Annotated in this window: 12 protein-coding genes; 8 read left to right on the plus strand and 4 right to left on the minus strand. The window is 63.9% G+C overall.

Features of this window, described 5'->3' with window-relative positions:
- Both ABI660_RS07110 and ABI660_RS07115 read left to right on the plus strand, forming a co-directional pair.
- The coding region (locus ABI660_RS07110; RefSeq protein WP_348066328.1) for an SRPBCC family protein at window positions 1-585 on the plus strand (585 nt) is incomplete at its 5' end.
- Window positions 582-1250, plus strand: a complete 669-nt coding sequence (locus ABI660_RS07115; RefSeq protein ID WP_348066330.1) for an SDR family oxidoreductase — start codon at window positions 582-584, stop codon at window positions 1248-1250. The genes ABI660_RS07110 and ABI660_RS07115, both read left to right, overlap by 4 nt.
- Before the next feature lie 376 nt (window positions 1251-1626).
- Here ABI660_RS07115 and ABI660_RS07120 read toward each other — a convergent pair whose 3' ends face one another.
- The gene (locus tag ABI660_RS07120; protein WP_348066332.1) at window positions 1627-2640 is read right to left on the minus strand and encodes a phosphotransferase; all 1014 of its coding nucleotides are present in this window, start codon (window positions 2638-2640) and stop codon (window positions 1627-1629) included.
- 399 nt (window positions 2641-3039) lie between these two features.
- Window positions 3040-3642, minus strand: a complete 603-nt coding sequence (locus ABI660_RS07125; protein WP_348066334.1) for a TetR family transcriptional regulator — start codon at window positions 3640-3642, stop codon at window positions 3040-3042.
- Window positions 3643-3720: 78 nt separating this feature from the next.
- On the opposite strand from ABI660_RS07125, the gene ABI660_RS07130 reads away from it, so the two are divergent.
- Window positions 3721-4890, plus strand: a complete 1170-nt coding sequence (locus ABI660_RS07130; RefSeq protein WP_348066336.1) for an FAD-dependent monooxygenase — start codon at window positions 3721-3723, stop codon at window positions 4888-4890.
- A gap of 128 nt (window positions 4891-5018) precedes the next feature.
- On the opposite strand, the gene xdhB is transcribed toward ABI660_RS07130, so the two are convergent.
- A complete protein-coding gene (gene xdhB / locus ABI660_RS07135; protein WP_348066450.1) occupies window positions 5019-7286 on the minus strand; it encodes a xanthine dehydrogenase molybdopterin binding subunit in 2268 nt (755 codons plus the stop codon).
- Between the two features lie 155 nt (window positions 7287-7441).
- A complete protein-coding gene (locus ABI660_RS07140) occupies window positions 7442-9088 on the minus strand; it encodes an FAD binding domain-containing protein (protein WP_348066338.1) in 1647 nt (548 codons plus the stop codon).
- Window positions 9089-9159: 71 nt separating this feature from the next.
- Between ABI660_RS07140 and ABI660_RS07145 the strand changes: the two genes are divergently transcribed.
- From ABI660_RS07145 to ABI660_RS07165, 5 genes are read left to right on the plus strand one after another with little or no spacing between them, the layout of a single operon-like run.
- The gene (locus tag ABI660_RS07145; RefSeq protein ID WP_348066340.1) at window positions 9160-10092 is read left to right on the plus strand and encodes a LysR family transcriptional regulator; all 933 of its coding nucleotides are present in this window, start codon (window positions 9160-9162) and stop codon (window positions 10090-10092) included.
- A 60-nt stretch (window positions 10093-10152) separates the two neighbouring features.
- Window positions 10153-11835 carry an ABC transporter ATP-binding protein gene (locus ABI660_RS07150; RefSeq protein WP_348066342.1) on the plus strand — a complete coding sequence of 561 codons (1683 nt, stop codon included), beginning with the start codon at window positions 10153-10155 and terminating at the stop codon, window positions 11833-11835.
- Window positions 11822-12907 (plus strand): ABC transporter permease, encoded by a 1086-nt coding sequence (locus ABI660_RS07155; protein ID WP_348066344.1) that lies wholly within the window; start codon window positions 11822-11824, stop codon window positions 12905-12907. The genes ABI660_RS07150 and ABI660_RS07155 overlap by 14 nt, the downstream gene beginning before the upstream one ends.
- Window positions 12907-13827 (plus strand): ABC transporter permease, encoded by a 921-nt coding sequence (locus ABI660_RS07160; protein ID WP_348066346.1) that lies wholly within the window; start codon window positions 12907-12909, stop codon window positions 13825-13827. Before ABI660_RS07155 ends, ABI660_RS07160 begins: the two co-directional genes overlap by 1 nt.
- A 49-nt stretch (window positions 13828-13876) precedes the next feature.
- Window positions 13877-15028: a BMP family ABC transporter substrate-binding protein gene (locus tag ABI660_RS07165; protein ID WP_348066348.1), complete on the plus strand. Its 1152-nt coding sequence runs from the start codon at window positions 13877-13879 to the stop codon at window positions 15026-15028.
- The last annotated feature ends 149 nt before the right edge of the window (window positions 15029-15177 follow it).

Genomic DNA, 15177 nt, shown 5'->3' on the forward strand with positions numbered 1-15177 from the left:
CCGCCCGCTACGCTCGTACCGCGAGTTTGCCGCCGAGACCTCGGCATCGGCCTGATCGCCAGCGTAGAGCAGCTCCAACAAACAAAGGAAACCATCATGATCTATTCGACCGCCACCGTTCAGGTGAATCCAGAAGGCGAGACGCCACTCACGCGTGCCCAGGCGTGGGCCGGGCTGGTCCTCAAGGCGCGCGATGCGCGGCTTTTTCTTCCACCGAATCTGTGCACCTACTGCGAGGTTGTGGAAGAGAGCAAAACCCACATCGTGCGCGAAGCGACCATCGCCGGCAGTGATCTTCGTGAAATTATTACTTTCGAGCCGCAAAGCAAGGTGACCTTCTTCCAGGCCACCGGTCCGCGCGAAGGCACCATCATCAACGAACTCTTTGAAGACGAATCGGGCCAACTTCAGCTTCGCTTCTATTGCTACATCGGCCTGCGCGGCAAAGAGCCGAATGGTCCCGAGGAGCAGGCCGAACAGGCGCAATTCGACAGCGACAAGGGTTACAAGGCAGCCCTGCTGTCAACGCTGAAACGCACGCGCGAACTGCTCTCTCAAGGCAAGTTGCCAGGAGGTGTGCAATGAACCCGGTCCAGTCTGGGCAAGCCGATCTGGCACGCCCAAAGCTTTTGGTGCTCGGCGCGACAGGCGGCACAGGCCGACTGATCGTGAAGGAGGCCCTCTCGCGCGGGTACCAGGTTCGCGCGATGGTGCGCTCCCCCGAAAAGGCGAGCGGCCTGGAGGGCGCGGAAATCTTTATCGGCGACGCCCGCGACGAAGCGGCGTTGCGCAAGGCGCTGGAGGGCAGGGATGCCGTCGTCAGTGCCCTGGGCACACCGGTTAGCCCGTTTCGTGAGGTGACCCTCCTGTCCTCGGCAACGAAAGCACTTGTCAGCGCCATGAAGGATGCCGGGGTCTCGCGCCTCGTGTGCATCACCGGCATGGGCGCAGGCGACAGCGCCGGTCATGGAGGGTTCGTTTTCGACCGATTGATTCTCCCAGCCCTACTGCGCAAGGTGTACGCCGACAAGGATAGACAGGAAGCGATCGTCAGGAGCAGCGGGTTGGACTGGGTACTGGTGCGGCCATCCGTGCTGAACGACAAGCCGCCGCAGAAAGAGATTCGCGCGTTGACAGACCTCTCTGGTTTCCATGGCGGAACCATCGCGAGGGCAGACGTGGCGGGCTTCGTCCTTGAACAGGTGCAAACCAACACCTGGCTGGGGCGTTCACCTCTCATTTCCTGGTGAGCCGCACTTCTCAATATCCGGGGATGCGATCGTGTCCCGATCGCATCCCAATCGCACCCTCGAAATCAACTCTAGACAAGTAGGTAGGGCTTGAGAGCGCTGCGGCTCTTCCGCCCAAGGTAAATCACATTTTCACGTCCAGGAAATGGTTGCGTGTGACGCGGTGTGCTTAACCACAGGTCGAAGTCGGCAAAGCTGCCATGTCAGATGAAGGCGCGCATCGATGGTGACGTCGTGCAGGCGCTCCGTTTGCCCTCTTCAACCCAGCTGCATAGCCGTTTTCGAGGGTTTTAGAAACAAGAAGTTGGCCTCAAGCCCATGCCGTATAAGGGCTGGTAGCTATGAATTTTGTAGTGAAATACCTCGTCGATCTCTACTACGGTAGATTTGACTCGGGAATGGTCAACGTTTCCCAGTTCGTCAGCAATTCAAACTGCTTGCGAAGGTAGGCCGTCGGCATGGCCTGGGAACCCCAAATAGGAATGCGGCCGGCGTACTCGCCCAGGAGCCAGAAATGGCGCACTGCCATGAAGGCGGGAACCGCCTGCAGGTCGGCAGCGGGGATGGGGCGCTCCTTTCGATAGGCAGCGATGAAGTGCTGCCATCGGGCTAGCGCTTTCTCGTCAAGTTTCCCGCTGACCGAATGAGGGTGCGTGCTCCACGCATAAACGGCCAGCTCAAAGGCGAGGTAGCCCGGTCCGGCGTCGTCAAAGTCGAAGAAAGACGCGACGCGATCTTCGCCTTGGCCTGAGGTCACGAAATTGTTCTGGCCGTGCGAGTCTCCGTGACATACGACCTGCGTCAAGCCATCCATGGAGGAAATGCGTTGGTGGAGACGGCTTCCAAGCTCGGTGAATTGGGTTCGCAGTTCTTCAGTCATCGTTGGGGCCGTTAGCAGCAGCCGCAGCGGCGACTCAAGCAGGTAGTTCAAATCGAGTGTGTAGTGGCTCTCGGTGGCAACAAAATCTTGCGCGGCATCGTGAAGCCTGGCGAGCCCGCGGCCGAAGGCTTCAACGTCCGGGAGTGCCTCGCCAGTCATTTCCCCATCAAGATGCTCGAAAAGCATCAGGGGGCGTTCGCCTTCGGGCAGCGTCACCATCGTGGCCACTGTTCCGTCGCGCGTGGGAAGGCAGTTGGCCACCGGCACATTGCGCGCGCGCAGGTGCCCAAGCAGAGCGGCTTCGTACTCGACCTTTGGCGCGCCGCGTGGCCGCTCGGCGCTCAGGCGCGCCACAACCCGGCGCCCATCGGCAAATTTGAGACCGTAGACCTGATTGAAGCTGCGCCGCAAGAGCTCGCATTCGACAACTTCTCCGAAGGCATAGGCTTTCGATACAACGCCTCCAATGGCCGCCCCTGTGGGTGTTGACTGCGCAATGGCAAGACTCATGACTGTCCCTTTTTTGTGTTTTGGCTGGGCGGGCGATTCTGCCACGTCCGGACGTTGCGCACTCGTCGCGGGTGGAAAGTGACAGCGGGGTGCTGCGCCGGACGCTTTGAGAGTGAGTTACAAGAAAAATCTGCCTCTAGCCCTTGCTGTGCGGTCGCAAGCAGCTATGAATTTAATAGTAAGGTAGGACGTCGAAAGTGCGCGGCAAGATTGCGGGTTAAGCCGGCAATGACAGATTGAACAGGGCGTGCAGCACGTTCTCAGCCGTAGCCGGCGCAACCATCCCCACAAGCTCAAGTAACCCTTGTCGTTCCACCAATTGCTCTGTTTGGGGGCACGTCATCGAAACATGCCAGATTCAGCCGGAAGCTGACCCGGGCGTTGCTCTCGCCTATTCCGTCATTTCTTGCCCGACAGATAGCCCTGAACCGTCGGCGCCAAGTTGGCCGTGAGCTCCTCTGGCGTCGCCGTGGCAATACCCGGAAGCTTCAGCACATAGCGGCAGAGGGCAAGTCCGAGCAACTGGGTGGCGATCAGCCCGGCCCGCAGGGGGGCCGTGGTCCGAGAGCCGCTGCGCGCAACCACAGGCAACACCTGCTGCCTGAACAGCTCCCGCATCTTGTCTGCCGCCGCGTCATTCGTGACGGCCGAGCGAAGCAGGATGGTCATCGCCGTGGCAGAGGGGCCCAGCTCCCAGATCTCGAAGAAGTGGCGGACCAGCGCCTCGCCTTCATTGCCGCCTTTCATGGCCGCGACGTCCGGCAAGTGCAGCTCGAACTCGGTGGCGCGCACGAACAGCTCCTCTTTGCTCCCGAAATAGCGAATGACAAGGGCTGGGTCGGCGGCGGCAGCCGCTGCGACCTCCCTCACCGTGGTGCCGTCGTAGCCGCGTTCGGAAAAGAGCGACCGGGCCGCCTCAAGGATGGCGGCCCGTGTGCGGTCCGACTTCTTCAGCGGCGGCTCTGCCGGGAGGTTTGGCTTGCTGGAAGGTTTATTTTTCAACACTTGTTGACTTTCATGGGGTGAGGCGAAATAATCAACGCTCGTTGACATATTAACCCAAACCGAAAGGAAGACGCCATGTCCCAGATCCAATCCCAAATCCCTACCGCGCAGACCGACGTTCTGATCGTCGGAGCGGGCCCCACCGGCCTTGCGCTCTCCGCAGCGCTTGCCGCACAAGGCGTGAAAACGCTCATCATCGACGCCCAGGCGGAAGGCGCGAACACCTCGCGCGCCGCGGTTGTCCATGCGCGCACCCTTGAGCTGCTCGAGCCCCTCGGCGTGTCGGACCGGCTGGTGGCACTTGGGCTGCAGGCCCAGCGCTTCACGGTCCGCGACCGCGACCGCATCCTGGTGCCGATCGAATTCGATGGCCTGCCGTCTGTGTACCCGTACACGCTCATGGTGTCTCAGGCCGTGACCGAATCCGTGCTGCTGGAGCGTGCAAGCGAATTGGGCGCGACAGTTCGGCGCCCGTGTTCGCTGCAGTCGTTTTCGCAGGACGACACCAGCGTCCAGGCCACCCTGAGCGACGGCAGCCAGGTTCAGGCCCGCTTCATGGTGGGCGCCGACGGCATGCACAGTGTTGTGCGCCAGCAGGCCGAGATCGCATTCGAGGGTGGCACGTACGGCGAGACCTTCGTGCTGGCCGACGTCAGGCTGGATGCGAACGAGGCCGTTCCCCAGAATGAAGTGATCCTCTTCTTCTCGCCGGAGGGGATGGTTGTGGTGGCGCCTTTGCCGGGCGGGACGCATCGTATCGTCGCGACCGTGGACGACGCCCCCGAGCAACCGGATACGGCCTATGTGCAAGCCCTGCTGGACGCTCGCGGACCGCAGGCCACGCGTGCCGTGGTTCAGGAGGTCCTTTGGGGCTCCCGCTTTCGGGTCCATCACCGAATCGCTGCCGCCTACCGCCGGGGACGGGTGCTGCTCGCAGGCGACGCGGCCCATGTGCACAGCCCGGCCGGAGGCCAGGGCATGAACATCGGCATTCAGGACGCGGTGGCGCTGGGTGACGCGCTGGTTTCTGCCTTGGCGGGAGACGATGGGGCGCTGGACGCCTACGAAGCCCGGCGCAGGCCCATTGCGCAACAAGTGGTCACACTGGCGGACCGGCTGACCCGCATGGCCACCGCGCCGCGCGCCCTTCGCGGGCTGCGCAACGTCCTGCTTTCACTGGTGGCCCGCATTCCGAACTTCCGGCGCAAGCTGGCCTGGCAGCTGTCCGGCCTCGCGTATCGGTAACTGCGGGAGCAATTGGATCGGACGTCTGCTCGTATGCGGCGACGTCCACTGTTGGCCGAAAACACCGGGCCATGACGGTCGCATCTCGTCGAAGAGACGGTCATCGGTTGACTGGCGGCAATCAAACGTTACCGATACTTGACGGCCTTTAATACATTCTCAGCCGTAGCCGGCGCAACCATCATCGCAGGCTCATCCCCCGCCTTTACCGCCCCGACCGCTTCCCGCATCGCCTCATACACACTGATCGCCAGCATGAAGGGCGGCTCGCCGACGGCCTTGCTGCCGCCTACGTTGTCTTCGCGGTTCGCTTCGGGCCATAGATCGACCTTGAAGTGTTCGGGGATGTCGCCGGTGGCGGGGATCTTGTAGGTGCTGGGCGCGTGGGTGGCGAGGTAACCCTTGTCGTTCCACACCAGCTGTTCTGTCGTGAGCCAGCCCATGCCCTGCACAAAGCCGCCTTCGATCTGTCCGATGTCCAGGGCCGGGTTGATGCTGGTGCCGACGTCGTGGAGGATGTCGACCTTGAGCACGCGGCTTTCGCCGGTCAGGGTGTCGATGGCGACTTCGCTGCAGGCAGCGCCGTAGCTGAAGTAATAGAAGGGCCGGCCGGTGAGGGTGGTCTTGTCGTAGTGAATCTTGGGCGTGCGGTAAAAGCCGTCGCTCCAGAGCTGGATGCGGTTGGCGTAGGCGGCTTTCACCACCTCGTCAAAGCTGCGCGTCGCCTTGGGCGAGATCACCTTGCCGCCCTGGAAGCGGATTGCGCCCGCGCCGCAACCATCCAGGCCCGCTGCGAAGGAGGCCAAGTTGTCGCGCACGTTGCGGGCGGCGTACTGGGCGGCGCGGCCGTTCAGGTCGGTGCCGCTGCTGGCGGCGGTGGCGGAGGCATTGGGCACCTTGCTGGTGTCGGCAGCTGTGCAGCGCACGCGCTCGAAGGGCACACCCAGCTCGTCGGCGACGATCTGCGCGACCTTGGTGTTCAGGCCCTGGCCCATCTCGGTGCCGCCGTGGTTTACCTGCACGCTGCCGTCGGTGTACACATGCACCAGCGCGCCGGCCTGGTTGAAAAAGGTGGCGGTGAAGCTGATGCCGAACTTGACCGGCGTGATGGCAATCCCGCGCTTGATGACGGGGCTGGCCGCATTCCATGCCGAAATAGCCTCCCGCCGGCGCCGATAGCCAGAAGTTTGCTCCAGTTTCGATAGCATGGGGGCGAGGATGTTGTCCTCGACCTTCATCTGGTAGTGCGTCACGTTGCGCTCGCTGATGCCGTAGAGGTTGCGCATACGCACATCGAAAGGGTCCAGCCCAAGCTTGCGCGCAATGTCGCCCAGGATGGACTCGATCACGATCACACCCTGCGGACCGCCGAAGCCGCGAAAGGCGGTGTGGCTTTGTGTGTTGGTCTTGCAGCGGTGCGAAACAATCTCGACGTCGCTCAAAAAGTAGGCGTTGTCGGCGTGGAAGATAGCGCGGTCGGCGACCGGGCCGGACAGGTCGGCAGAGAAGCCGCAGTCGGCCAGCATGGTGAGCTGCAGCGCGGTCAGCAGCCCGGTGTTGTCATACCCGGCGGTGTAGTCGTAGGCAAAGGGGTGGCGCTTGCCAGTGACCATGAAGTCGTCGTCGCGATCCAGCCGCAGCTTGACCGGGCATTTGAACTTGCGCGCCGCCAGCGTGGCCCACACGGCCAGGTGGCCGGCCTGCGTTTCCTTGCCGCCAAAGCCGCCGCCCATGCGCCGGCACTCGACGGTGACGGCGTTGTTCTCGATGCCCAGCGCATGCGCCACCCAGTGCTGAATCTCGCCGGGATGCTGGGTGCTGGAATAAATCCACCACTGGTCCTGCTCCAGTGGCAGCGCGTAGGCGACCTGGCCTTCGAGGTAGAAGTGTTCCTGCCCGCCGACCTCGAGCTGGCCTGTGAGTGTGTGTACTGACTTTTTGAGCGCAGCTTCCGGCTCACCGCGGCGCACCACCACCTTGGGCAGCACATAACTTTGCGCGGCGTGGGCGGCGCGCGGGCCGAGCAGGGCCGGCAGCGCCTCGATGTTTTGCTTCACCAGGCGCGCGGCGCGGCGCGCCTGCATCACCGTATCGGCCACCACCAGGCCAATCACCTGGCCGATGTGCTGCACGCTGTCGATGGCAAAGATGGGCTCGTCGTGCACAAAGGTGGCAAGCAGCTTGTCGCCGGGAATGTCGGCCGCAAGCACCACGCCGCGCACGCCGGGCATGGCCAGCGCCGCGCTGGCGTCGACGCCGCGCAGGCGCCCGTGTGCGACGGTGGACAGGATGGGCGCGGCATGCAGTGTGCCCTTGACCTCGGGGATGTCATCGACATACGTGGCGCTGCCGGCCACCTGGGCGCGGGCGCTTTCGTGCGGTCGCGATGCGCCCATGGCCGGGCCGGGCGTGGCGGGGGCGTGCGGTGATTCGGTGGCGGGCGCGATGTTGCGCTCTCCGGCATCGGCCGCACCGCCGGGGCCGCCGCCCGTGGCAGCTGTGAAGTCGCCGCTGTCTTTTGCTGCGGCTGTGAACTTGGCGTCGCGTTTGTTCATGCCTGTACCCCTGGCTTGTCATTGCGGGCTTGATCCGCAATCCATGTGGGCGAGGCCGCGGGCCGTGGATCCCGGATCAAGTCCGGGATGACAACTGATTCCAGGTTGATCTGCTGCAAACCCTGGCTTTCGAGCCAGAAGCGCTGCAGCAGGTTGCCCAGCACCTCGCTGCGGTAGCCGGCAGAGGCGCGCATGTCGCTCAGGGGCTGGAACTCGCCGCGCAATATCTGCATGGCTTCGCGGACAATGGCTTGTGTCCACGGCTTGCCGCGAAGGAAGGCTTCGGTTTTGATGGCGCGGGCTGGGGTGGCGGCAACGCCACCTGCGCCCATGCTGACCTTCGCCACCTTGCCGCCGGCGAGTTGCATATTGATGACCAGGCAGACGGCGGAGATGTCATCGTCGTAGCGTTTGCTGATCTTGTAGGCGCGCAGGAACTCCTGCCCCGGTGCCGGCCCCTCACCCCCGCCCTCTCCCCGGGAGGGCGAGGGAGCAAGTCTGGCTCCCTCTCCCGCTTGCGGGAGAGGGCTGGGGTGAGGGGCGCCAGGCAGCGGTACCTTGATCCAAGCCAGCACCTCATCGGGCGCCATCACGTTTTTTCGGTAGCCGGTGTACAGCGCTTCCAGCGGCATCTCTCGGTGGCCACGCACGCTCATCAGCACGATGTTGGCGCCGAGTGCAATCAACAGCGGCATCGAGTCGCCAATCGGCGAGCCGTTGGCGACGTTGCCGCCCAGGGTGCCGGCGTTGCGCACCGGCAGGCCGGCGAAGCGGTTGGCAAAGGTCTGCAGTTGCGGCCGGTCGGCCACCAGTGCGGCAAACGCGTCGCTCAGGGTGACGGCGGCGCCGATGGCGATGTGGTGCTCGTAGCGCTCGATGCGCCGCAGCTCTTCCACGCGGGTCACGTCCAGCACGTCGCTGAACTCCTTGTGCATCTTGGTCACCCACAGGCCGACGTCGGTGCAGCCGGCGACGATTTGCGCGCCCGGATGCGCGGCGCGGGCCGCCAACAGCTCTGCCAGCGTACGTGGGGAGTTATAAGCAAAATTGACCTTCAGCCCTTTGTGGGCGGGCGCGAGCAGCTCCAGTTTTGATAGCAAATCGGTTTCGTCCACCGTGGCAACTGGCAGCGACGCCATTTGCTGCGCGGCGTCAAAAATTGGCCGGTAGCCGGTGCAGCGGCACAAATTTCCCGACAGCTCCTGCTGCGCCAACTCACGCGTGATGGTGCGGCCTTCGCACACATGGTTTTGGTACATGCCGAACATGCTCATGACAAAGCCGGGGGTGCAGAAGCCGCATTGCGATCCGTGACTGTCCACCATGCTCTGCTGAGCCGGATGTAGGCCGCCATCTGCACCGGCAATGTCTTCCACTGTCCACAGCGCCTGCCCGTCGATGGAATGCGCCAGTTTGATGCAGCTGTTGACGGCCTTGTAGCGGATGCGGCCGTCGACCGCTTCTCCCAGCACCACGGTGCAGGCGCCGCAGTCGCCTTCGCCGCAACCTTCCTTGGTGCCGGTGCAGGCCAGGTCCTCGCGCAGCACCTCCAGCAGCGTGCGGCTGGGTGGTACATTGGCGAGCGCGACCACCTGGCCCCCGCGGACGAACTGGATGGTTTTAAGGGATGGCTGAATGGGCATGGCAACAGGGTAAGACTATTTGGCTCGGGTCGGTATACCGGCCCCCATATCAAGGCAATGTATAAAAAGGTATGAAGGACCAGGCCTTATTCGACAAGATAGACCTCCATCTCATAAGGGTCTTGAACACCGTGCTGACTGAACGCAGCGTTTCGCGCGCCGCCATTCGCCTTGGAATGTACCAACCCGCCGTCAGCGCGGCGCTCAAGCGCCTGCGCGAGCTGGCGGGCGACCCGCTGCTGGTGCGCTCAGGAGCCGGCATGGTACCCACCGATGCGGGCCTGCGCATGGTGGAGCCTTCGGCGCGCATCCTGCGCGCGGCCGAGGTGCTGTTCAGCGACGCACGCGGCTTTGACCCGGCCACCGCCACCACCACCTTCAGCCTGGCCTGCAGCGACTACATGGACCCGCTGTTCCTGCCGCAGCTGGTGGCGCAGATCAAGAACCTGGCGCCGCTGTGCCATGTGGACATTCAACCGCTGTCGGGCGAGTCCGACTACCGCACGCGTCTGGCGCAGGGCGAGGTGGACATCGTGGTCGGCAACTGGCCGGCACCGCCCGACGACCTGCACATGGCGCGCCTGTTTGGCGACGAGGTGGTGTGCCTGGTGGCCAAAGATCACCCGGCTGCACGCCGCGGCTGGGACAGCGAGAGCTGGCTGGCCGCCGAGCATGTGGCCCCCACGCCCACGCACCCGGGTGCCAAGGGCGTGATTGATGTGCACCTGGACAAGCTGGGCCTGCAGCGCAACATCACCGTGCGCTGTCCGCATTTCGGCCTGATTCCGGCCATGGTGGCCGGCAGCCTGCTGGTGCTGACCACCGGGCGCCAGTACTGCGAGCGCTACACGGCAACGCTGCCGGTGAAAATCCTGCCGTGCCCGGTCGACTTCCCGCGCATGATGTATTACCAGCTCTGGCATGAACGCACCCACGCCTCGGCTTCGGCCAAATGGCTGCGTGACCGCGTCAAGGCGGTGGCCGCTGCGCTACGAAAAGAATAGCTGTTCGCGCTTGATGCATAAGGGCTAGAGCCTTAAAACACATATAAAAACCAAGAGACAATGCCTGCTTCCTCAGTTCTTTCCGACCCGGCTTCCGACTCGCCTTCCGTTGTCGCGGCGCGCCTGCGGCTTACCGGCATCACCAAGGCCTACCCCGCGGTGGTGGCCAACAGCGATGTCTCGCTGACGGTCCAGCCCGGCGAGATCCATGCCGTGCTCGGCGAAAACGGCGCCGGCAAATCGACGCTGATGAAAATCATCTACGGCGCGGTCAAGCCCGACGCCGGCCAGGTCGAGGTGGACGGCCGCAGCGTGGTGATTCGCAACCCGCAGGAAGCACGTGCGCTGGGCATCGCCATGGTGTTCCAGCACTTCAGCCTGTTTGACACACTGACGGTGGCTGAAAACGTCTGGCTGGGCCTGGACAAAAGCCTGAGCCTTGCGGAGGTGTCGCGCCGCATCATGGCCACCACACAGGAGTACGGCTTGCAGCTGGAGCCCACGCGGCCGGTGCACACGCTGGGTGTGGGCGAGCGCCAGCGCGTGGAAATTGTTCGCTCGCTGCTGACCGACCCCAAGCTGCTGATTCTGGACGAGCCGACCTCGGTGCTGATGCCGCAGGCCGTGGAAAACCTGTTTGTCACCCTGCGCCAGCTGGCCGCGCGCGGCTGCAGCATCCTCTACATCAGCCACAAGCTGCACGAGATACGCGCCTTGTGCACGGCCTGCACGGTGCTGCGCGGCGGCAAGGTCACCGGCGTGTGTGATCCGCGCGAGGAGAGCAACGCTTCGCTGAGCCGCCTGATGATTGGCGCCGAACCGCCGGCGCTGGAGCATCACGAGAGGGCCGCCGGCGCCGCCGTGCTGGAGGTGCGCGAGTTGAGCCTGGCGCGGGAAGACCAGTTTGGCGTGGACCTGCAGCAGGTGGCGCTGACCGTGCGCGCCGGCGAGGTGGTCGGCATTGCCGGCGTTTCGGGCAATGGGCAAAAGGAGTTGCTGTATGCGCTGTCGGGTGAAGACACCCGGGCCGCGGCCGGCAGCATCCAGATCGCCGGGCAGGATGTGGGCCGGCTGGGCCCGGCGTCGCGCCGCGCGTTGGGTTTGCATTTCCTGCCGGAAGAACGGCTGGGACGCGGCGCGGTGCCGACGCTGAGCCTGGCGCACAACCTGCTGCTCACGCGCAGCGATGCCGTGGGCCGCGGCGGCTGGCTGCACCTGGGCGCCCTGCAGGCGCAGGCGGCCGGCATCATTGCGCGCTACCAAGTCAAGGCCGGTGGCCCGCAGGCGGCGGCGCAGTCGCTGTCGGGCGGCAACCTGCAAAAATTCCTGGTGGGCCGGGAGGTCGAGGCCAAACCCACGCTCCTCGTCGTGTCGCAGCCGACCTGGGGCGTGGATGTGGGGGCCTCGGCACAAATTCGCGGCGAACTGCTCAAGCTGCGCGACAGCGGCTGTGCGGTGCTGGTGGTCAGCGAGGAGTTGGAAGAATTGTTCGATATCAGCGACAGGCTTTACGTGATGGCCAAGGGCCAGATCTCGCCGGCCTTGCCGCGCGCCAATGCGTCGGTGGAGCTGGTGGGGCAATGGATGAGCGGGCTGTGGAGCGACCCCTCACCCCAGCCCTCTCCCCAAAGGGGCGAGGGAGTGGGAGGAAGAGAAAGAGGAGGGCCTTCGCTCCCTCTCCCGTCCGGGGAGAGGGCTGGGGTGAGGGGCGACGCTGAAGGGGACAACCATGCTCAAGCTTGAAGCCCGGCCGCAGCCATCGAAGTACTGGAGCTTCGGTTCGCCGCTGCTGGCGCTGCTGGTCACGGTGGTGATCGGCGTGATCTTGTTCATGGCACTTGGCAAGGACCCGATGCGCGGTCTGCAGGTCTTTTTCTGGGAACCGATCAAGTCGCCCTATGCGTTGAGCGAGCTGATGGTCAAGGCGACGCCGCTGCTGATCATCGCGCTGGGACTGGCTGTGTGTTTTCGTTCGAACGTGTGGAACATCGGCGCCGAGGGGCAGTTTGTCATTGGCGCGGTGGCAGCCGGCGGCGTGGCCTTGCTGGCCGACAAGAGCACCGGGCCGTGGATTGTGCCGGCCATCATCGCGGCCGGCATGCTGGGCGGCATGGTCTGGGCCGGCATCACGGCGCTGCTGCGCGACCGCTTCAACGCCAATGAAATTCTGGTCAGCCTGATGCTGGTGTATGTGGCCGACATGGTGCTCAGCTACCTGGTGTTCGGCCCCTGGAAAGACCCGCAGGGCTACAACTTTCCGCAGACCAAAACCTTTGAGGCGGTGACCCAAATTCCGCGCCTGATGCAGGGCTCGCGCGTGAGCATCGGCATTTTGCTGGCGCTGGCGGGCGCGGTGGCCTTGTGGCTTTACCTGTTTCGCACCCGTGCCGGTTTTGCCCAGCAGGTGGGCGGCCTGGCCCCGGCGGCTGCACGGTATGCCGGTTTTTCTTCGCGCAAAGCGCTGTGGGTGGCGCTGCTGACTTCCGGCGGTGCGGCCGGCCTGGCCGGTGCGCTGGAGGTGGCCGGACCGATTGGCCAGCTCACACCCTATGTGCCGGCCGGTTATGGTTTTGCCGCCATCATCGTGGCTTTTGTCGGGCGCCTGCACCCGGCGGGCATGGTGTTTTCGGCCATCCTGATGAGCATGTTCTATATAGGCGGGGAACTTGCTCAATCTCGCTTGGGCCTGCCCAAGTCGCTCACCGGCGTGTTCCAGGGCCTGCTGCTGTTCAGCCTGCTGGCCTGCGACACACTGATCGCCTACAGGGTGCGCTGGACACGCAGCACAGCTGTTTCCATGAAGGGAGCCCGCTGATGGATTCCACCGCGCTGCTGGTGGCGGCCACCCTGAGCGCAGGCACCGTGCTGGCGATTGCTTCGCTGGGCCTGCTGATCAATGAAAAAGCCGGCATCGTCAACCTGGGCGCCGAGGGCATGATGTTGTGCGCCGCCATAGCCGGCTTTGCCGCCGTGGTGCACAGCGGCAACATCTGGCTCGGTTTTCTGGCCGGCATGGCGGCCGGGGCCGTGCTGGCCGCGGTCTTTGGCGTGCTGGTGATCTGGCTCAACACCAACCAGTACGCGACGGGGCTGGCGCTAAGCCTGTTTGGTGCGGGCTTCTCCGCATTTGCCGGCATCAAATATGTGCAGGAAAAACTGCCCGAGCAAAGCCATTACCCCTTGCCCTGGCTGGGTGAGCTGCCTTTTGTCGGGCCGGCGCTGTTTCGCCAGCACCCCATGGTTTACATCGCCATGGCGCTGACCGCCGGCCTGATCTGGTTTTTGTACCGCACGCGCGCCGGCCTGGTGCTGCGCTCGGTGGGCGAAAGCCCGGAGTCGGCGCACGCTTTGGGTTACCCGGTACGGCGTATCCGGCTGGCCGCCGTGGTGGCGGGCGGCGCGCTGTGCGGCCTGGCGGGGGCCTACGTCTCGGTGGTCTACACGCCGCTGTGGGTGGAGGGCATGATTGCCGGCAAGGGCTGGATTGCGCTGGCCCTGACCACCTTTGCCACCTGGCGCCCGGCACGGGTGTTGCTTGGGGCTTACCTGTTCGGTGGCGTGACTATGCTGCAGTTTCACCTGCAGGGGCTGGGGGTGGATGTGCCGCCCCAGTTCCTGACGATGCTGCCTTATCTGGCCACCATCGTGGTGCTGGTGCTGATCTCGCGCAACCCGCGCTGGATCAGGCTGAACATGCCGACATCGATTGGAAAACCTTTCTACCCCGGTTCATAATCGGGTTTTTTCGCCAAACTCTGGCTTTACCGTCGCTACAGGAGACGACATGACTGACTTGCAAAAACGTTCATTGCTCAAGCTGGCTGCACTTTCCGCAGTCGCTTCAGCCGCGCTGATGGGCTGCGGCAAAAAGGAAGAGCCAGCACCGCCACCGGCCGCCGCACCTGTTGCCGCACCGGCGCCGGCCAAGGCCGAGCCGCTGAAAATCGCGTTTGCCTACATCGGGCCCGTCGGCGACGGCGGCTGGACTTTTGCGCACGACAACGGCCGCAAGGCGATCGACAAGGAATTCGGCGACAAGGTGGTCACCAGCTTCGTCGAAAAAGTGCCCGAGTCGGCAGATGCCGAGCGCGTGATCCGCGACATGGCCAGCCAGGGCAACAAGCTGATCTTCGGCACGACCTTCGGCTACATGGAGCCCATGCTGAAAGTCGCCGCCGACTTCAAGGACGTGAAGTTCGAGCACGCCACCGGCTACAAGACCGCCGACAACATGCGCACCTATGACAGCCGCACCTACGAAGGCGCTTACATGGCCGGTGTGATTGCCGGCAAGATGAGCAAGAGCGGCAACCTCGGTGTGGTCGGCTCGGTGCCGATTCCTGAAGTGGTGCGCAACATCAACAGCTTCACGCTGGGTGCGCAGTCAGTCAATCCCAAGGTCAAGACCAAGGTGGTCTGGGTCAACGAGTGGTTCAACCCGCCGAAGGAAACCGAAGCCGCCACCGCGCTGATCAACGGCGGCGCCGACGTGCTGTTCCAGAACACCGATTCGTCGGCCGTGCTGCAGACCGCCGAGAAAATGAACAAGCGTGCCTTCGGATGGGACTCCGACATGACCGCCTACGGTCCCAAGGCCCACCTGGGTTCTGCCGTCATCAACTGGGGCCCTTACTACGTCAAGGCCGTCAAGGATGCATTGGATGGCAAATGGACCACCGGCCAGGCCTGGTGGGGCGTGAAGGAAGGCGCCATCGACATGGTGTCAATTGCTGCCGACGTGCCTGACGACACCAAGAAACGCATCGACGAGATCAAGGCCGGCCTGAAAGACGGCAGCTTCGCGATCTGGAAAGGCCCCATCATGGACAACACCGGCAAAGAGCTGGTGGCCAAGGATGCGGTGGCTGACGACAAGTTCCTCGGTGGCCTGAAGTCTTACGTCAAGGGCGTGGAAGGCAAAGTCCCGGGTAACTGAGTCTTTACTCCCTCTCCTTCGGGAGAGGGTAGGGGAGAGGGTAGGGGAGAGGGTAGGGGTGAGGGTTTGTCGCGTGACTACTGCAGTTGCTTCATGAACCGCGAGCTACCCTCATCCCAACCTTCTCCCAGAGGGAGAAGGAGCAAGGC

This window comes from Polaromonas sp., from assembly GCF_039930745.1.
Lineage (GTDB): Bacteria > Pseudomonadota > Gammaproteobacteria > Burkholderiales > Burkholderiaceae_C > Polaromonas.